Source organism: Pantoea alfalfae (assembly GCF_019880205.1).
In the GTDB taxonomy this organism is placed as follows: domain Bacteria; phylum Pseudomonadota; class Gammaproteobacteria; order Enterobacterales; family Enterobacteriaceae; genus Pantoea; species Pantoea alfalfae.
Window position 1 is genome coordinate 73,842 of sequence record NZ_CP082294.1, and the last position, 19,987, is coordinate 93,828.

The window sequence follows — 19,987 nt, forward strand, 5'->3', positions numbered from 1 at the left end:
TCAGGCTCCGGCAATGTCATGTAAAGCCTGAATCACGCGTTCTGCATCCTGATCCGTCATGGACGGAAACAGGGGAAGTGAACACATCTGCTGGCTGTTACGTTCACTGGCGGGCAGACGCAGATCGGGATAGCGCTCGCGGTAATATTTGTGGGTATGCGCTGCACGGAAATGCAGGCCGCTGCCGATATCTCGCGTCTTCAGCGCCTGCATAAAGGCATCACGGGACAGCCCGCAGCGTTGTTCATCAATGCGGATAATAAACAGGTGCCATGCATGCTGATGTGGCCACTCTGGCCGTGAAAGCGGTGTAAAAGGTAGCGAACGCAGCGCCTCAAGATAGCGTTCGGCAATCTCACGGCGGCGTGCAATAAAGCCCGGCAGTTTCTGTAACTGCACCAGCGCAATCGCTGCGCTGATATCGGGCAGATTGTATTTGAAGCCCGGCATCATCACTTCCGCCTGCGGCAGACGCCCCTGGGTCTGGCGATCAAACGCATCCACGGCAAGGCCATGAAACTTCAGACTGCGGATACGATCGGCGAGAGCAGCGTCATCGGTCACCACCAGACCGCCCTCCGCGCAGGTAATATTTTTGATGGCGTGAAACGAGAAAATTACCGTGCCGCGATGCCCGACCGGTCTGTCTTGATAAGTCGTGCCCACCGCGTGAGCCGCATCTTCAATAATGGCAATGCCATGCTGCTCAGCCAGCTGATAGATCGGTGCGATATCGGCAGGCGCACCGGCGTAATGCACCGGAATAATGGCGCGGGTGCGTGGCGTAATGGCCTGAGCTATCTCTTCCGGCGTCACCATCAGGTTATCCGGGTCGACATCAATCATGACTGGCGTGGCACCCAGCAGCGTAATCAGGTTAAGGGTTGAAACCCAGGTCATGGACGGCGTGATCACCTCATCGCCAGGCCCGATGCCCATCGCCATCAGCGTGACATGCATCCCGGCAGTGGCAGAGCTGACTGCAATGGCGTGCGGGTTGCCGGTCAGCTGAACAAAGGCCTGCTCCAGTTCGGCGCATTGCGCCCCGGTTGTTATCCATCCGGAGTCGAATACCGCTTTAACAGCATCCAGCTCCTCATTGCCGAATGAAGGGCGGGAAAATGGCAAAAAATCCATGCTAAAACTCCTGCAAATCAAACCCATAAACTGTCGCGCGTTGTTAATCGGATACAACGCCGGAAAGAACTGAAATAGTGATTTATCAACACCCGGCAGGCAGATAAGACATAACAGGTTTCCCGTTATGGAATTAAGGTTACCGGACTGCTAATACAAGCTAACGTATGAAAGTTAACTGAACATTAAATGAAGAGGTTTAATTACAATAAAAACAACGAGGATTGAGTTAATGGATTTCTGAAAAGTTCACTATCATTTCAATAATACCGCCCCGGAACTCAACTCTTTTTGAGTTATTGATATTGTGTTTAAAAAACAGGAAGCCCAGCCTGTTATCAGCTCCGATGAAGCTCGCCTGACATAAATTTCCTTTAACGAGAAAACCTTAAGCCACTGATTACGATAAGCTAATTTCATATCGCAAATTGCCCCCTTAAGGGTGTCAAATACCTCCACTCAGGATTTCAGTAAAACGAAAGATTAATAAAGTCGACTTAATGTATTCTTAATATTTCCTGGGGTTGATGTTCTGCCCGCGGAATAATCATTACATTTTGGTGAATTTAAGGTGGCAGTCAGTTAATATCTTTAAGCTTATCTGTGCCTCTGTGGTAAAAGCAGTGCTAATAAAAGCGAATAAGATCGCGGTTTCAGGCGTTAACGTTTGGTCTGTCTAAAAGAGAAAAAGTGATGATACGTGCCGCCTGTTTATGCACTCTGTTTGCCCTGATCAGCCCGGTGATCTGTGCCGCGCCGGTAACCTATGCCATTACCCCCGATAAAACGTCGATTGGCCTTTCGTGGCGTGCCTTTGGACATGACTTTTCGCAGGCCAGACTGCAGGGCGTGACCGGCACGGTTACGCTTAATCCGGATCAGGATCGTGACGATCGTATTGAAGTGAATATTCCGGTGGGAACGCTGGTGGCCTCGAACAGCCTGTTAACCTGGCAACTGAAAAGTGATCTGTTTTTTGACGCAGAGCGTTACCCGCAGATTTATTTCGTCAGCAGTCGCGTGGCTGCGTTGGGTGACGGTAATTACCGGATTTTTGGCACGCTGACGGTTAAAGCTGTCAGCCGGCCTGTCGTGATGCTGGCCTCGCTGGACAGTGGGAACACCCTCGATCCTGCCTCACGCTTGCTGGCGCTGCATGCCTCCACCGCCATCTCCCGCTCCGCCTTCGGTATGGACCGGCTGGTCGGGGTGGTGGACGACCGGGTAAATATTGCGCTAAAGATTGCAGCGCAGGTCAGAGAGCCGCGCTGACCGTCACCGCTGCGCGTGCTGCCGGATTACGTGAGCGCTGCCTGTAATGTTTCAGCGGTGGACGCCAGCTGCGCTGAGGGGTTGCGGCCAATCAGCACATATTGATAACCGTCGCGCGTCCACCAGGCCAGCTGCATGCCGTGGCGCTGTTCGCGGGTAATCGGGTTCGTGTTGTGCGGTGCGGGCGAGATACAAAGCGCCATCGGGCCATAATCTGCGTGCAGCCAGGCGATCTGCGCAATTGACGTCCGTTCGTAGCGCAGGATACGCACCATTTTCAGTTCAGCCCCCGCTACGTGCAGTTGCTGGGGGTGCAGCTGCAATCCTAAATCGAGTCGGGTGCGGTCCAGCCCCTTTTTCAGCGAAAGAGCATCACCGGGCATGTCGGCAAGCGTTTCAGCACTGTAGAGCGACATATAACGTGCTTCAAGATCGCGGATGGCCTGGCTTTCATCCTGCTCATCATCTGACGGTCTTGCCAGGAAACCGATACTGCTGCCCACCAGCAAAAAGCTGACAGACGCGGCAATCAGTGCCCGACGGCTGTATCCTTTGGCTGGCGGGGACTCGGGTGCGGTGATGGCCGCCAGCTGCTGTGCCATTCTGGCCTGTGGAGCCTGTTCCAGCAGCGGTGCAAAAGCCTGTTCAAAATCGAGACTGCTTTGCCGGAAATTCGCGGCCCTTGCGGCCAGTCCGGGATCTTCAGCCATCGCCTGCTCAAACTCTGCAGCTTCCTGTGGCATCATCTCACCATCCAGCCAGGCAACAATCGCCTCATCGCGCCACGGTGGCGTAAAAGTTTCCCTGTTCATTTCCGATTCTCCTGCGGTACGGGCGAGGCCGCTGTCTGCCTGGCCAGCGTGGCACGCGCTGCGGCCAGACGGCTCATAATGGTGCCAATCGGAACAGCCAGCGTTTCTGCCGCTTCCTGATAGGTCAGTCCTTCGACATAAACCAGAAACAGCGCATTACGCTGCGCTTCGGGCAAGGCGTTAACCTGTTGCATGATGCGCTGGTAGTGCCGGTTGTCGTCGCTGAAAGCATGGTTATCCACGGCCAGCAGTGCATCGGGATCAACGAATCCCTGGCCCTGTCTCACCTTTCGCGCCCGTAAGTCGCTGATCCAGATAGAGTGGAGGATCGAGAAAAGCCATCGGTCAATGCGTGTGCCCGGCGTGAACTGTGCGCTGCGCTCCAGCGCGCGCACGCAGGTCGACTGTACCAGCTCTTCTGCCATGTCACGGTTGTGCGACAGCACATAGCCGTAACGCCAGAGTCGCGTCAGGTGTTCTGCAAGGTGCTGACGGATGTCGCTGTGAGTGATTTTTCGATCCTCCGTGCCGAGTCACACCTCGGGATGGCCATTAATTGCGGCCTGCAGATCGCGGTACTCCTCGCAATCGGTGCCACAAATCCCGGCAATGGTTTTTAACTGTTCGCGCGCCAGGTCGGGTCGCCCTTTGATCATCCAGGCTTCACCAAGATATTCACGCACTTTAGCGTAACGGGGATCGAGCGCAATGGCGCGCTGATAATAGCCAATGCCCTCATCTGTGCGGCCCAGCTTGCGGGTAGCATAACCACGATAATTCCAGGCTTCGCGGGTATCCGGGTTTTTCAGCGTATCCAGCAGGTTTAGCGCTGACTGATATTCACCTTTTTTCGCCAGATGATAGGCGTAGCGCGTTTTGTCTTCGTCACTCAGCCTGCTGGTCTTCTCCGGTACACAGCTTTTGGTCTGACTGTCATAGACCTGACCTTTGGGGCAGTCAGGCGTCTTTTTCTCACTGTCATTGTCACCCATCGCCATACTTAGCGGCGAGTGCAGCAACAGTAACAGGGCCGGAACGGCAAGCAGAGGAATACCAGAACGTGTTGTCATCATTTATCCTTATCGGGTCGGGGAGGCAGTTGATGAAACCTGCCAGAGGCACTCCGCCAGCGCAGCGCTATACGGTAAACAGCTCAGCACCGGTTTCTATTCGATAAAAATAAACTTATTTTCTGGCCGCCAGCCATGCCTGATCAGATCAGCTCGTTTTCCACCTTACTGAAGTGTCTTTCCGCCAGAGAGATCACCGCAGCTTCCGCAATCGCCAGTGCCCTGAGACCATCCTCCAGGCCAGGCAGATCGCCAACCTGCTCCCCGTTCAGCGATCGGATAAATGCATCAAGATGAGCATAATAGGTTGGCTGTACCCGGCTGAACCAATCGGGCAGCAGACCTGGCTGCTGAATCTGCGCGCCCTGATAACAGCTGACGCCGCGCTGCGGCTGAGAGGCCGATTCCAGCATGCCGTCTGACCCCATTACACTGATACGCTCGTCATAGCCATAGCCGGTACGGCGGGTATTATCGAGCTGTGCCAGCGCCCCGTTCTGCAGCCGCAACAGCAATATGCTGGTGTCCACATCACCAAATTCACTGATAGAAGGCAAAGCCAGTGCTGCTCCCATCGCTGCGACTTCTGTTACCTCCTCTTCTGTCAGCCAGCGCAGCAGGTCAAAGAAATGGATAGCCTGATCGCGCATCTGTCCCCCTGACGCCTGAAGATAGGCCAGCGGTGGCATAGCCGAGGAGCGGCAGACCATCTGAATCAGTTCCACCGGGCCAATCCGCCCCTGACGGAGTTGCTGCTTCAGCTGCTGATGGCTGACATCGAAACGGCGATTAAACCCCACCGTGACCGGCACGTTGTAAGGGAGAACGTTAGCCACGGCCTTACGGGCACGCTCAAGAGAAAGATCGACCGGCTTTTCACAGTAGATAGCTTTACCGGCGCGCGCAGCGGCTTCCAGCAAATCCGCATGTGTCGGCGTCGCGCTGGCGATAAGCACCATGTCAATTTGCGGATCGTTTATCGCGTCTGTGACAGATGCGACCCGGGCACCATAGCGGGTCGCAAAGTCGGCAGCGCGGGCGGGTTCCGCATCCGCCACCCACACCAGCTCTACCCCGGGATGCGCCTGAAGATTCGCGGCATGAACTTCACCAATAAAGCCACACCCCAGAAGGGCAACACGTTGCTTTTTATTCATTATTTGAACTCCATCATAGTCCGGCAGAAAGCTGCATCAGCAGAATAGCGCTGCGTTTTACACTCACAGCATGATGTTTTGAGGTGTTTACCTCAGAGGAGAGCGGCATGTCGCTGAAAGAGGTCGCCCTGCGGGCAGGTGTAGGGCTGGCAACCGTGGATCGGGTGCTTAATGAACGGGGTGGCGTTGCACCGGAAACGGTTCACAGGGTGCTGCAGGCGGCACGGGAAGTCGGACTCAGGCGAATTTTACCTGAGGAGCATCGTCATCCGTGGCAGATAGAACTGTTGCTCAGCAGCAACGATTCGTTTTTCTTTAAGCAACTGGCGCAGGATTTTACGGAGGTCGCATCCCATCTGGGCTATCGCCGGTTGACGCTGCATCGCACTTTTGTCCCGGAGGCGCAGCCTGAACGACTGGCAAAGCTTATCAGGCAAGGCAGTGAATTGCGGGATGGATTAATCGTTTTTGCCCATGAACATCCGGCGATTTATGAGGCGCTGGAAGATTGCCGGGTGCGTGGTGTACCGGTGATCTCGCTGGTCACCGATTTGCCCGGTGCCGCCCGGCTCTGTCATGTCGGGATCAACCAGTTGCAGGCAGGACGCACCGCCGCTCAGCTTATGGGTAAAATGCTGCATCAGCCCGGTGAGGTATTGATGGTCAGTGGTCACAGGGACTACAGCGCGCATCGTCAGCGCATTGAAGGATTTTGCACGCTGATGACTGAACGCTATCCCCATCTTCAGCTATGTGAAGTTCTGGCGGCTCAGGAAAATAGGGACACCCTCAGTAAGTTGCTGGAGAAGCAGTTGGTTCAGAGCAGAAATCTGCAGGGAATTTATAATACCGGCCTAGGGAACACTGAAATAGGCCAGACGCTGGCACGTCATCGTCGGCTGAATCAGTGCGTCTGGATCACCCATGAGCTTTACGCCACGACACGCACGCTGATGGCGCAGCAGAGCGTTGCGCTGACGCTGGATCAGAATACCCGGCAGCATGCTCAGCTTGCGGTACAGCTTATGCTGAATTATCTGGAGCAGAAAGTGAAACCCGATGAGTATGCCAGTGGAAAAGTAGACTTTATGATTTATACAGCCGAGAACGCGATATGAAGTAACCATCACGTCATACTCTCCACCGAGGACTGCATTTTCGTTATAAATGCCAGACGTTGAATCTGTTTAGGCTATTGATAATGGCACAGTGGGCAAACCACTTTTCACCTCCTGCAGCCTCACCTTTACGCTGTACTTCTGTATCGCAATCGCTTCAGAACGGTAAATGACGCCGACATACAGTTTTTAAACCTGCTTATCATCTAAATATTAAAATATAAATCTATATACGCTCAATTTTCTATTTTAATATTTCACTCCATTTCAGAGTTGCTATCATCGCCTCGAATCCGACAGGCCATCACCGCATGCAGTGAAAAACTTACCAGATTAACCATTCTGGACCCGGGTCGTTGAACAGAAAGAGTAATTCAGGAGCAGGTATGCTAAGGCGCATCGCTGATAAAGCACATTTTGTATAAGATTTGATAAATATCAAGCCTGCCTGGATTTTTATTGGTAGTTACCCGTTACGCTTTCACTTTATGACGGTGCGATGCTAAATTCTCATCCGTTTAAGGCAGGTAAATGCCCAGCGCTTTGAATATAATCGGACTGAGCAGAAAATTATCCTGAATTTTATCTTCACCGGTAACGGTGCCTGACGGATTAATGAGAGTGTGATTTGGAACAGTGTTTATCTCCGGTACGCACCACCACAGAAAGAGTGCTGCACGCAGTTATTTTCGAAGTCGTTGCTAATGTCCTGGTTTTCATCATTCTGATTATTTTTGCCTCGGCAGCACCTTCGCAGTCGGCACTGTTGACTATAGTTTCATCAACGCTGGCGATGGGATGGAACTATCTGTTCAACCTGATGTTTGACAGCGTTCAGCTGCGAACCGGATTTAAAAAAGACTGGCGAATAAGATGTCTCCATGCCGTTTTATTTGAGGCAGGTCTGTTATTCGTATTGATACCTTTTGCAGCATGGTGGCTGGATATTACGCTATTCGCAGCGCTGAAACTGGAATGTGGGTTAGTGCTGTTTTTTCTGGTTTATGCTTATCTTTTCAATCTGATATGGGATTACGGCAGGGCTGCACTTAAAAAATAACTTTAGAAACAACAAATTAAAAATACATTAAGATAAAAGCTGATTTTTAATCTTCCGTTTAGCCAGGCCAGTGAAGCGTCAGAGGCGACGCGGCGCATCTGAACGTATCCAGTGCGTAAGGACACACGTATATCTGTTGTCAGGTTTTTATCTTCCTGGCAGCATCGATAGCACAGCGAGTCAGCTTAGATAAAGTTAAGACCGCGCATAAGCTCATTTTTACAGGTTAACTTCAGCAAAAAATTATGAACAAAGTCTACTATCTGAATAAGTTAAGAAACTGCCCGTCAACCGATATCCTGGATATCGTGACAAGCTATATGCGGAAAAAACTTCCTTCTGACGATCTCTCTTCTTTTGAGGGCGCATACGATCATCGTAAAGCTGAACTAATAATGAATGAGACTTACAACGAAGTGCCTGCGGAAGTCTGGCGATTAGTTTGCTGACGCTGAAATAAGGATAAAATATCAACATTAATACATTATCCTCTGAAGATTTACTGCTCTGCAGATTATCCTTTTTCGTCTTACGGCTACGTCCGCAGGCTGATATTTTCCAGCAGGAATAATGTATCGATAAGTCAGAGCATCACCCCTTCATGAAGTGATGCTCTGATATTATTCCGACACGGATATCAGAAGTGATATGACAGGCCGATTAAACCACTGTAATCCGTTTTAAATTCACCACCAAAACTGCTCTCTACTTTCGCATTTAGTGAAAGGCCGGGCGCGATAATGCCTTCCAGCCCTACACTGCCACGATAACGGTTATCTGACCAGGCGCTGTATTGCCGGTTTGACTGACGATCGGAGAGCGTGGTTGTGGAGCCATTTTTACCAGGTGAATACTGATAGGCCAGACTGGCGCTGACGTTAATATTCGGCATTAATGCGCCCAGACCGCGTTTCTGCACCATGAACCCGCTGCTGGTGAAGTAAGGTGTGGATGAACTTAACGAAACTGACGCATCCTCCCCTTTCAGGGTATAGCCGGACATGACACCTGCGGTCACACCAACAAACGGTGAGATAAACAGAGTATCGTCAGCGAGCGCAAACTGATAGCCAGTGCGCAGGCTGCCTGCCAGCATATGGCTGTCCTTTTTCATGCCATTTATATTTAAAGCAGGATCCAGCGTTATCTCCTGATTCAGATACATATAACGACTGGCCGCATCAAAGAACCATCCGGCATCAGCCTGCCAGGAATAAAATGCACCGACAGTAGCCAGTCGATGTTTTTCATGACCTTCCCCTTTTACCTCACCCTGCGTATAACTGGCGCTGATACCGGCTGTTTGCTTGTCGCTGCGGCTATCCCAGCCCACGTTCAGTGTTTGCTGGTTGACGTCGAGTCCAAGAAAATGCCCTTTTTTCTGCTCTATTGTTGCCCATGATCCGCTGCTTTCTGGCGAAGCGCGCAGACTGTCAGTGCGGTTATGCAACTGGCTGACCGCTTCACTGAAAATGTACTGCCGCGAGGCGATTAAGGCACGCGTGCGCTGGATCAGTGGCAGGTTGTCGTAAACAGAGAACCAGTCATCCGGATTGAACGCCGGTTTTTTGGCTTCCTCTTCTGCTTTCGCGGCTTCCTCTTTCGCTTTTTCTTCAGCTTCGGCTTTCGCTTGTGCCTCGGCCTCTGCTTTGGATTTGGCGTCTTCCTCTGCTTTCTCCACAGCAGCTTGCTCAGCAGTGGCATTATCCGCTGACGAAGCGTCTGGAACAGGCGCTGGCTCAGGGGTAACTTCCGGCGCTGGTGTCGGTTCCGGCTCAGGGGTAACTTCCGGCGCTGGCGTCGGTTCCGGCTCAGGGGTAACTTCCGGCGCTGGTGTCGGTACCGGCTCAGGCGTGACTTCCGGCGCTGGCGTCGGTTCCGGCTCAGGGGTAACTTCCGGCGCTGGCGTCGGCTCTGGCTCTGGGGTAACTTCCGGGGCTGGCGTCGGTTCCGGCTCAGGCGTGACTTCCGGCGCTGGCGTCGGTTCCGGCTCAGGGGTAACTTCCGGCGCTGGCGTCGGTTCCGGCTCAGCCGACTTGTTACTTTCCAGCACCCACAAAACACGGTTGTTATCGTCTTTCACCTGATAATTGGGGGTGTAAACGCTAAATCCGCTGTAGCTGTCTGCAAAAGAGAAATAGCTGTGAGACGTGCCAGCAGGTGCATCAACCATCACCAGATCCTGGGTCAGCGCAACGTCCTCTTCACTTCCGATTAGCAGACTTACGTCCAGCAGGTTGTCGCCACCACTCACCGAATTTTTTACAATCAGTTTGTCGCTTTCCAGTGTGGAGGGTTTAACGCCTAACATCAGATTTAATCCGGTCGCATTCAGCGTATCGACATTCAATGTTTTGGCGCTCCAGTTGCCCGAAGGCACCATTGAAAGTGTCGAACCACGTTTCGCCAGAAGTGAACTGACATTACTGTTGCCGGTCATCGTCCAGTTCGCAGTGGCATCCAGCGTCATAAGGTTGCTGCCCGTTGATGTCACGGCCCCCTGATAGTTAACCTTCCCAAGATAAAGTGAGGCGTTGTTCGCCAGCTGAACATCACCTTCCACTTCACTGGCGGGCAGCAGTGCCAGTGCATCCGCGCTTCGCAATGGCTGACTGCAGGAAACATCATCAGAATAGATGGCAGAATAGCAACGCCAGCTTTTCTCGCCTGCCAGCTCGCTATCGTTATAGCCAAAAGAGAGCGTTGACGAATCAGCAGCAACAATGTTGGCTTTCACACCAGCGTATTCTCCCACCTGGAAATGCGCACCAGTACCTACATTGATCTGATCGGCTTTAAACAGTGAAGTGTTCCAGTCGTCATCAATGACAACGCCTCCCGCATGTGGAACCGGCTGACCAGATAACACCACCGTACCGCTATCAACGTTGAGATTGCCGTTCAGGTTCATACCGCCGGTCAGTGCGGTAATCGCGGTGGCGTTACGCGGTAGAATGTTAACGTTCATCACGCCATTCAGCGCATTTTCCAGCGTTTCACCCAGAAAACCGCGGAACACCTGAACGTTCAGCTGTGTCAGGCGATGATTGATGGCTTCATCCGCATCGGTACCCAGATACGTCCAGATAGAGGTTGAGCTTTTATCAGTAGGGAAATAACCATAAGAGGTCGTATTTAACTGAAAATACTCCGTATCTTTAGTGTAGGGATTTTTGTAAACATAAACAGATCCCGGCGTACCTGTACGATTGCTGCCGGTATAGCTGTAAAAAGGAACATCTGCGGCGGTATAGCCGGTAATATTGAGCGTTGCTTCATTATCACTGTGGTTAACCAGCGTAGCGCCACTGTCGGTATGATTGATTTTTCTGAAGCTGAGCGTATTGCCGTTTAAATCTAACTGACCGCCACGGTAGCCAAAGTAGATCTGGTCAGTAGCAACCTGGCTTTCGTCATTCAGCACCACGGTTGGCCGACCACTGACCAGGGTGACAGAAGAGAAAGCCTGTTTGTTGCCTGAGCTATCAGCTTGCTGATCGAGGATAACTGTACCCTCTCCCACATTCAGCGAACCCGGGTTTGTACCTACAGCATTGATATGTAGTGTACCTGCGCCGATTTTATGCAGCGCATCGCTTGCCAGGCCATTAACCTGCCACAGGACTTGTTTGTCTGCGTCAACTTCAACACCGCCGCCTGCCCAGGTTGCATTCACGCCCTCTTCTGAAGCCACGGTATAGTTATTAGAAAACTGAAGTTTACCTGCGCCCATATTGATTGGTGTATTCAGCGTAATCAGGCCGCCAGCGCCGTTGAAGCGCAGATCTTTGGTGGCATCAAGTTCTTCATTAGTAGACTGAGAAGGGGCAATACTCGCATATTTTTTATCAAGGCCACTCCATGACCAGGATGCATTATTTTGGGTTATGCCCTGGGCGTCCCAGAGAATGGAGCCTGCACCGGCAATGTCTGTAACATCTGGCGAGGTATTGATAGCGCTAATGGTCTGAATATACCCATCAGGGATATATTCCCACATAATAGTACTGCCATAACCTGCCGCAGTGGTTCCACCATGTAATACGCCCGCCACTTTCCATTTCTGATCAAATTCGTCAAAGGCTAAAATCGGGCTGCCGCTATCACCGCTCAGGGTACCAATCGCGAGCGGCGAAGTAAGTGGATTGTCTGGACCGTAATTAATCGCGCGCAGGGTTCCGGACGGCGTCGTTATCGTATCCGCATTAATGGTGCCGCCGCTTACCCAGTTGTAGGCACCGCTCAGCGTAATCTGTGTTGTTTGATCCTCACTGACCTGACTTTGTGTCCCCCCCCCGGTTCGGGTATACCAGGAAAAGCGTGACTTATCCGCAGTGCGCATAGTCGTCTTATCGAGCACTTCTGCTGGCGCGGCCTCTGTAACAACTTTATTTAAACGCGGGAGGTGAAAATCAACATCTGAGATCGTTGATTCATTGCGGTTAATTAGCTTATAGGTGGCGCCATACTGTGCACCGTTGCCAAATTTCAACGACTGATACCCGGTGTTGTGACGGGCACTGGCAACATACGAGGGTGCTACCAGCGTGCTGTAGCCATAGGTCGCTACCATACCGAAATCAGGCATGGCGAAATCAAGATAGCCTGATAAAGAACCATCCATTTTATAGACAGGTATATTTGTCAGACCAACCGAATAATTTCCCAGGTTTTCAGCGAAATCACGATATTCCTGTACATCAATATCGTGTCGCATTATGCCCGCATAAGATTTGGTGCAGATAAAGAAGGTGCAACATAACGCTGCGCTTCCAAAATGTTTCAATGGATTATCCTCATGAGGCTATTATTATTTAAGAGAAATACCTTAATTAATGAAATAGTATCATTATGACAATCGGTAACAGAATCTGAGTTTTATATAGATATTGATTCAGATCAAATAAAGGAGGCAGGTTAGCGTAAAATTTGTGATAACTCATTGTATTAAAAGGCTATAAAAACCCATTATCAAATTGGATTACAAGCTTCAGATTTAATATTTTTCTTGAAAACCATGTCAGGACAATTGCCAAATGAGATCAAAATAGATATAAAAAAACACTTACTGATAAAAAATAATTTATTAATTCAGAAAAGTCACTTCCTCTACCTTGATATTAATTCTTACCTAAAAAATCTTATAATACTTTGTAGAAATAATATTCATTATCATTCATGGGATTAACCAATTCAGTGTCTGGTGTACATAAAACACGCGGTTAACCCCATTCATGGAGTCAGAACGACACGAGACATCCGTAGCAGTCCACAAAAAAGGACTGCGATAAATGATCGGGTGTCTTGCAAAGATTTAGCCAGCATTGAGCTAAGACAGAGCCTCAGGTTAATTATCTTTGCATTTCAATGGCTTTCGTTAACCCTACTGGCGGAAAAATTGAAAAGTGATTATTGCGGATGATCGCGATGATACAACGCCCACTGCTCAATCCTTTCTCCTGAAGGTAACAGGCAGTAGAGTGTGCTGGTGCTCAATGATTCATCCTTTACCTGCTGTCCGCCACGCTGCAGGCACCATTGACTTGCAGGATTTTGCATTACCAGGCGCTGTGGCTCAGCATGATGGGGCGTGCAGGCACTAATGTGTAGCGTGGCCAGCATCAGGGAGCCAACTGTTATTCTGTTTATGATTTTCATATAACCCTCTCTCAGCATCAATTTCAGGTCGGTGAGACTTCGCTTCTCATGCTTACAACGCTTATGGCACAAAGCGCAATAACGATTAGCGCATTAATTAATTCGCTCTTTGTCATACGTTTTTCATCGGCGATGGCTTCAGATTCCTTTCTGACCAGTTTATGGAAAAGTCTGGTATGTATCTGAGCGTGTAATAATGATAGCACCCACGCGCTAAACCCTCTCTTAACAACACCTATTGCTACCAGCATTCTCATTACTGACCTGCGAAACACAACAAATAAACACCAAAAGAGAATGACTGTAATAATAAATAACAAGACTTCCCGAGTGACAGTTAGCACATAATCTTAATTTTCAATGGAAATTCCTTTGTGGTGCTTCGATTCTTTTAACCTGTTGTCAAAAGACGCATACTTTCACTCTCTTTACATAATTAACGCCTGACCTGCATAATCCTGCCGCCCTAAGTAAAAATGCTGTTATTAATGGATTCTATTAACAAGACATTTAATTCGTATCGGGCCTGAGAAGCGTATGAAGTGCGAAATGGCATGCCTGTTTAACACTTTCAGAGTCCCCCGGCCCTTTAATAAAACCTTAAGGAAGAGTCACAGATATGAATAATAGTACTGACTTAAATAAACGCGTAAAAGCGATGGTACTGGCGGGTGGTATGGGTATGTTGCCTCTGGTCAGTCCGGCGGCTATTGTCGGAAGCCAGAGAGGCGGAGATATTACGCTGGCAGATGGCACCACATTAATCGCCGATCAATCATCTGGCGATGGTTATTATGGCATTCTTGTAACAGGTGCAACCGCTGCTGAAGTGACAGCCGGTTCGGGCAGCACAGTTACGGTGAAAGACCCTGAGCATTACGCTAAGGGAATTTTCATCCAGGCTGCGAACAGTCACTTTACTGCTGATAAATTAATTCTCAATGTTTCAGGAATATCCGCAGTGGCGATGGAGCTCAGTGGAAAGCAGGTTACTGCCAATCTGGGATCAGGTAGCTCCGTCACATCGATTGGATCAGGTATTGCTTACGCAGAGGGGGTGGTTGTAAGCAATCAATCCTCGTTGCAGGCCGAAGCATCGAGTATCAGTACCCAGGGCACCAACGGTATTGCACTGCGCGTCAGCGGTTACGGGTCAAACGTTGATTTAGGCCGTGACAGTAGTATACAGACCAACGGGGCCAACAGTCATGGCGTACAGGTGGATACACTGACCGGTGATGCGATTAATGATGCCGCAACGCTTAAAGCGGAAGCGCTGACCATTAATACTCTGGGCGACACCTCGCAGGGCATCAATATTCAGGATAATGGCTCGGTTGATCTGGGCAGCCACTCAACCATTATCACCACAGGTCAGACTTCTGCAGGCATCTGGAGCCTGGGTGAACTGACTGCCGATCATCTGACAATCAGCACATCTGGCACGACTTCTCCTGGCATTTCAGCCAGAGAAAATAGCCTGATAAATGTCGGCGCAGGCAGCGTGATCTCATCAGCGCAGACTGGCGGCCTTGTTGCAATGGATAATAATGCCATCCTCAACTTTTCAGGCAGTGAAGAGGAACGCAACACCATTCAGTCTGGCGGTTATGGCGCATCCGCGCAATCGACAGGTGCAGTGATCAATCTGGTAAACACAGATATTGTTCTTAAACAATCAGATATGGTCGGCAGAGGCCTTTGGTCTCTGGGGGGAGGCGTGATTAATGGCGAAGACATCAGCATCACCGGCCCTGATACAGGAATCGGTGTTGTCGCCTGGAATGGTGGCCAGACCAATCTGACAGGCGATCTCTCTATCAATATGGCCTCTCCGGACGGAGTAGCAATAGCAACACTCTACGCCGAAGGGTTTGCCCCGGGTGTTATTACTTCTCAGGGGAAAGCGGAAATCACCGGCAGCGTAGTATCGCTGGGGGGGCTGATCGATCTTAATTTAGAGCCGGGTTCACTGTGGTCCGGTAGTGCTACCAGCGATAATGTGAATGGCGGTCATTTAAACGTCAGCCTCACCAACAGCACATGGAACGTTAGTCAAACATCTAATCTTGATAACCTGACATTAAATAACTCACTGGCAGACCTTTCTGCAGCAACAGACGATGCGACCTACTCCACTCTGACCATTGCTAACCTGAGTGGTAGCGGCAACTTTACCCTTCGTACCAATCTGGTCGGCGATGGTGAAGGGGTAAATAATACTGGCGACAAAATCGTGGTGACCGAAAGCAGCGCAGGTGAGTACGGTCTGAATATTCTGAACCGCGGCAGTGCCATTACCACAGGAAATGAAGTGCTGACCGTTGTTGAAACTACCGATGGTGTCGCGACGTTCAGGGGCAACACCGACGTTGAACTGGGTGGCTATGTCTATTCGGTCAACAAACAGGGGACTAACTGGGTTCTCTCATCGCCAAAAGCGCCTGAAGCGCCTGCTGCAGATGAGCAACCCGCTATTCCAGCGGATAACAACATTCAACCTGCTTCTGATGAAAAACCCTCAGCAGACCAACACCCCGTAGCCCCAACGGATAACAACATTCACCCTGCTTCAGATAAAGACATTAAAGAAAATGGAAATCCTACACAGCCAGCAGAACAAAATCACAATTCAACAATCACCACCACAGCGAATGCAGGCGCCAACTTCCTTAACATCGGTTATCTGATGAATTATGCCGAAATGCAGACTCTGATGCAGCGTATGGGTGATGTGCGCCAGGGAAAGACGAGCGGCAATGTCTGGCTGCGCGGAATGGATGGGCGTTTTAGTGGTTTTGCCAATGGCAAGCTGAGCAATTTCAGCATGAATTATTCAGGCTATCAGTTTGGGGTAGATAAACGCCTGTCCGATGATCTGCCGATTTATCTGGGCTTGTTTATGGGAGCAACAGAGGGCTCGCCTCATTATCGTGCTGGCGATGGCACGACTAAATCTGAACATTTTGGTATCTACGGCACATGGCTGAATGATGCAGGCTTCTACCTGGATGGCGTACTGAAATTCAACCGCCTGAGAAATCAATTTGATGTCAGCGATACGCAGAATAATCGCGTATCCGGACATGGTGTCTCATCAGGCCTGAGTGGATCACTCGAAGCCGGCAAGAAGTTCAGCTTCTCTGACGACCTTACTGGCTTTTACCTGGAACCACAGTTTCAGCTGACTGCCGGTCATCAGGATGGAACCTCTGTACAGGCGTCGAATGGCCTCAACATTAATCTCTCAAGTTACAAATCCATGATGGGAAGAGCCAGCGTACTGGCAGGTTATGAAGTCAATCAGAGCAACTACAAACTCAATGCTTATGTCAAAACAGGTGTTTTGCGCGAGTTTGACGGGGATGCTGCTTATGCTCTGAATGGTTCAGATGAACGCCTCTCGTTTAAAGGTAATGGCTGGAATAACGGTATCGGTGTCAGTGCGCAAATCAGTAACCATACCCTTTTTATTGAAGGAGATAGGGTAAATGGAAATCGCTTCAACCAGCGCCAGGTTAACGCCGGTTATCGTTTTAGTTTTTAGTCAATAAACCAACAAATGATGGGTATTAAAGGAGACGTAAATGAAGAAAATATTATGGATGATCCTGGCCTTCATCACTTCAGGCTCGGCATATGCCCGGCAGGAAGTCACGGTCGCAGTGGCGAAAACCCTGCGCGACGATCGTCAGGTTACGCTCACGGGAACGATCACTGGCAGGGCCGATGATGATCACTACTGGTTAAAAGACCCGACTGGCCGCATCCGTGTCGATATAGACGATGATGATGACGATGATCGCTATCTGATTGGTAAAAAGGTACGGGTCAGCGGTGAAGTTGACCGGGATGATGGCTACAGCGAAATCAACGTAGATCGTGTTTATATTCTGAAATAAACATCTGAAAAAAAAGCCAGTGGCAGCACTGGCTTTTTACTTGTCTTAACTTATCAGAAGCTTCAGGTTCCTTACCGTTTGTAAAAGTAATTAGTACAAACAGTGTACCCATGTACCGATAGCGCCTGAACGTCATTATTTCTCAAAACCATTGATTTCAAATGCTGGTTAGCCATCCGGCTGAGCATTCACGCGTTTGTCCGGAAGATTTCTGTGTACTTATGTGCGTTTCTTTGAGTGTCAGCGCTGACTAAGAAGGATAACGGCTTCCCACGCCTGACTGAAACGCATCGGGAAGATGAAGTACGGGTGCAGCAACCACATCGTTACTGTAAATACAGATAACCTTCCCTGACATGAGTGCCGTTACCCTTTTAAAAGGGATGACCAGGGATTGATTTTTTCGCGGTTCTTTTTTCACATAAACCTCTCAACCCTTAACGACCAGAAGACAGCCTGTGAATGCCGTTATGCATCACAGAAAACCCGGACATCAGAATTAACGCTGTAATTTGCAGGATCACGGACATATGAGATGCATAAGGAGTTAAAATTTTGCAGACTCAATAACCCCCTTATAAAGCTCAAGCAGCGTCAGATCATTGATGAAGGCGTTAAAGGCCATATCACCACTTAGCGAAAACTTCTTCATGACATTGTATTTATGTGCATAAATTGTTTTAGCGGAGAGATTCAGCCGTTTAGCTGTCTGCCCTACGCTATACCCTTTCTTAAGAAAACTTAGCACCTGCAGCTGGACTACTGTAATACGCGCGAAATCGCAATGTGAGCAATCCGTGGGTACAAATCCTCTGGCGCTCCCCTGATTTCCCAGCCAGAACCGGATGATTTTATCAGCAATATCGCGAACAGAATCCCTGCGCGAAATGATAATCAAAGAACGATAGCAGAGAGGCAAATGCTCAGGAGTGATGTCTTCAATATCGTCAACAAAGACCATTAAAATGCTACCGGGCTTCCGATCCCGGTAGGCAGGCTGACACATATAAAGGCGCCACTGTGCAACACTAATCAGTATAAAGTCCGCCTGACATAAATTTTTCGCGTCATAGGCGGGTAAGAATTCTACTGACGTATCTGATAACAGTGCCTCCTCAATAATTTTGGAGATGCCCAGCCGAAAGAAGTAGTTCTCATTTGTACAAACGACTTTAAAATGCATTTTTCCCTTAAGCATCCCAAAAGTTAAATAAAAAAATCAGGTAAACTTGCCATTAACCAGGGTCAGTTCACCTTTCTCTTTTAATTCTTTCAAAACCCTGCAAATGGAGCTTTTTGAAAGATGAGAACTGTTTTCAATCAGGTAAAGTGCCGAAAAGCGCTTCTTAAGATGCGGTGGCAATTTTTCCCAGCGACCAATTAAAGAAATCACTTCATCATATGAGTTATTCTTGGGTAGCTGAATGTAGTTCATCAGGTCTGAGTACTGGCCCGAAAGAATGGACATGGCATCGTTAAAGAGGTCTTTCTCAAATACCAGTCGCCAGAACACATCGTAATCAATGAAACTGACCTTCCCATAATCGATTCTTTCCAGATAGACAGGAGGTTCATCGAGTGCCGGTGTGACACCGACAACAAAGGGAGCAGACAGAATATTTAAGACCTTATTTTCACTCTTTAATTTCAGTAAGAAGTCACCATCAAGAATGAACATTACACGGCGTACATTATCTTTAGTGAGATGATAACGACGCTTACCGCGTGAAATCTCATCTGGATTAGCAACCTGGGTGTACCCGGCCAGCGCATCGATGATCCGCTCATGATTCTCAGTCACTCTATACATAATAATTAACTCAATCTAACTAACACGAAGTTAGTGATTAGTAGAAAAATTAGTAAAAATCCGTTTGTTATAGTCTCTTTTTTTCGCCTGGTGTATTTCTGATCTCTGGCCTTCCCCCGGATATAAACCATAGAAGAGGTCGTTATTGGTTTCACTATAGTAAAACCATTGCGATAAAATTCAACACCACAAACATGCAAAAAGGAAGAGCATTAAGCCAGCGAATGGCATAACAACCAGATATTTCACCGCTTTAAAGTCATTTAATCAGTAATTCAAACTAACAAGTAGAGACTTACTGATAGGGTTATAACTTTTTTCTTAAAAAAGGAATCAATCATAACCATATGGAAATTAATGTTATAAAAACACCGTATTAAAAAAACAAGTCCGCAGTGGCATTTTAAAAACCTGTAATAATCTTCACATGGTTACTCATAATAGAATCATTGTTAATTCCTCCGTGAAAATAAAAAAAACCAACACAGCACCTGATGGCATAAATTAAACCATAGCATTCCCATAACAGACATTTAAATCGATAAATTATTAATATATAGATTTAAATTCTATTTTTTTATATTTTTTAAGCGTTATACTCCATTAATGGATAAGGCTCTAAGCGCCAGGATTTTACCTTACGCTTCATATGAATCTCACTTACTCAGAATCAGGCTGTTTTAAGAAACCCCTATAGATTATTCTCAAAGCCTTTACATCGCAGAATGTGTACCATTCTCACCGCCTGAAATTGATAGTGCCGCCTCAACGCAAGACACCTCAACAAATATGAAGAGAAATAACTTATCCATAATATGAACAACCTCACCCCACCCGTCCAAATTATAATTAATGTAAAAAAAATGTAATGAATTCAAACTTTATATAGCCAGTGAAAACCGCACCAAAAATCAATTATGGATATTTTACTATTTTATTTTTTATGGCCTCCGAATCTAATAACGCCGTTCGCTTGAAGCGGCATTTTAAA

The 19,987-nt window shown here is 48.7% G+C and carries 15 protein-coding genes; 6 read left to right on the plus strand and 9 right to left on the minus strand.

The window, feature by feature from the left end; translation table 11 throughout:
- Complete coding sequence (gene arnB / locus K6R05_RS19870; protein ID WP_222925715.1) at nt 1–1,137, minus strand: UDP-4-amino-4-deoxy-L-arabinose aminotransferase; 1,137 nt, start codon at nt 1,135–1,137, stop codon at nt 1–3.
- 693 nt (nt 1,138–1,830) lie between these two features.
- Here arnB and K6R05_RS19875 point away from each other — a divergent pair.
- Complete coding sequence (locus tag K6R05_RS19875; RefSeq protein ID WP_222925720.1) at nt 1,831–2,409, plus strand: YceI family protein; 579 nt, start codon at nt 1,831–1,833, stop codon at nt 2,407–2,409.
- A gap of 26 nt (nt 2,410–2,435) precedes the next feature.
- Here K6R05_RS19875 and K6R05_RS19880 read toward each other — a convergent pair whose 3' ends face one another.
- The 4 genes from K6R05_RS19880 to K6R05_RS19895 all read right to left on the minus strand — a co-directional run bounded on the left by K6R05_RS19880 (nt 2,436) and on the right by K6R05_RS19895 (nt 5,448).
- Nucleotides 2,436–3,221, minus strand: a complete 786-nt coding sequence (locus K6R05_RS19880; protein ID WP_222925716.1) for an anti-sigma factor family protein — start codon at nt 3,219–3,221, stop codon at nt 2,436–2,438.
- Nucleotides 3,218–3,694: a sigma-70 family RNA polymerase sigma factor gene (locus K6R05_RS19885; protein WP_202605095.1), complete on the minus strand. Its 477-nt coding sequence runs from the start codon at nt 3,692–3,694 to the stop codon at nt 3,218–3,220. Before K6R05_RS19885 ends, K6R05_RS19880 begins: the two co-directional genes overlap by 4 nt.
- A 60-nt stretch (nt 3,695–3,754) precedes the next feature.
- Complete coding sequence (locus K6R05_RS19890; RefSeq protein ID WP_161736616.1) at nt 3,755–4,291, minus strand: tetratricopeptide repeat protein; 537 nt, start codon at nt 4,289–4,291, stop codon at nt 3,755–3,757.
- A gap of 143 nt (nt 4,292–4,434) precedes the next feature.
- Complete coding sequence (locus K6R05_RS19895) at nt 4,435–5,448, minus strand: Gfo/Idh/MocA family protein (RefSeq protein ID WP_222925717.1); 1,014 nt, start codon at nt 5,446–5,448, stop codon at nt 4,435–4,437.
- A 107-nt stretch (nt 5,449–5,555) separates the two neighbouring features.
- Between K6R05_RS19895 and K6R05_RS19900 the strand changes: the two genes are divergently transcribed.
- The 3 genes from K6R05_RS19900 to K6R05_RS19910 all read left to right on the plus strand — a co-directional run bounded on the left by K6R05_RS19900 (nt 5,556) and on the right by K6R05_RS19910 (nt 8,075).
- Nucleotides 5,556–6,566, plus strand: a complete 1,011-nt coding sequence (locus K6R05_RS19900; protein WP_161736614.1) for a LacI family DNA-binding transcriptional regulator — start codon at nt 5,556–5,558, stop codon at nt 6,564–6,566.
- Between the two features lie 628 nt (nt 6,567–7,194).
- Nucleotides 7,195–7,626, plus strand: coding sequence for a PACE efflux transporter (locus K6R05_RS19905; protein ID WP_222925648.1), 432 nt, complete (start codon nt 7,195–7,197; stop codon nt 7,624–7,626).
- A gap of 245 nt (nt 7,627–7,871) precedes the next feature.
- A complete protein-coding gene (locus K6R05_RS19910; RefSeq protein WP_150015823.1) occupies nt 7,872–8,075 on the plus strand; it encodes an Hha/YmoA family nucleoid-associated regulatory protein in 204 nt (67 codons plus the stop codon).
- A gap of 188 nt (nt 8,076–8,263) precedes the next feature.
- Here the strand turns inward: K6R05_RS19910 and K6R05_RS22225 are convergent, their stop codons facing one another.
- Both K6R05_RS22225 and K6R05_RS19925 read right to left on the minus strand, forming a co-directional pair.
- A complete protein-coding gene (locus tag K6R05_RS22225; protein ID WP_445259341.1) occupies nt 8,264–12,343 on the minus strand; it encodes a S6 family peptidase in 4,080 nt (1,359 codons plus the stop codon).
- A gap of 692 nt (nt 12,344–13,035) precedes the next feature.
- Nucleotides 13,036–13,284 carry a putative hemolysin gene (locus K6R05_RS19925; protein ID WP_161736942.1) on the minus strand — a complete coding sequence of 83 codons (249 nt, stop codon included), beginning with the start codon at nt 13,282–13,284 and terminating at the stop codon, nt 13,036–13,038.
- A 619-nt stretch (nt 13,285–13,903) separates the two neighbouring features.
- Between K6R05_RS19925 and K6R05_RS19930 the strand changes: the two genes are divergently transcribed.
- Entirely contained in the window at nt 13,904–16,831 is a 2,928-nt protein-coding gene (locus K6R05_RS19930) for an autotransporter outer membrane beta-barrel domain-containing protein (RefSeq protein WP_222925649.1), read from the plus strand.
- Between the two features lie 40 nt (nt 16,832–16,871).
- The gene (locus K6R05_RS19935) at nt 16,872–17,186 is read left to right on the plus strand and encodes a NirD/YgiW/YdeI family stress tolerance protein (protein WP_222925650.1); all 315 of its coding nucleotides are present in this window, start codon (nt 16,872–16,874) and stop codon (nt 17,184–17,186) included.
- Nucleotides 17,187–17,733: 547 nt separating this feature from the next.
- Here K6R05_RS19935 and K6R05_RS19940 read toward each other — a convergent pair.
- A complete protein-coding gene (locus K6R05_RS19940) occupies nt 17,734–18,369 on the minus strand; it encodes a helix-turn-helix transcriptional regulator (protein ID WP_161736945.1) in 636 nt (211 codons plus the stop codon).
- A gap of 36 nt (nt 18,370–18,405) precedes the next feature.
- A complete protein-coding gene (locus K6R05_RS19945; protein ID WP_161736946.1) occupies nt 18,406–18,996 on the minus strand; it encodes a helix-turn-helix domain-containing protein in 591 nt (196 codons plus the stop codon).
- Nucleotides 18,997–19,987: the final 991 nt, after the last annotated feature.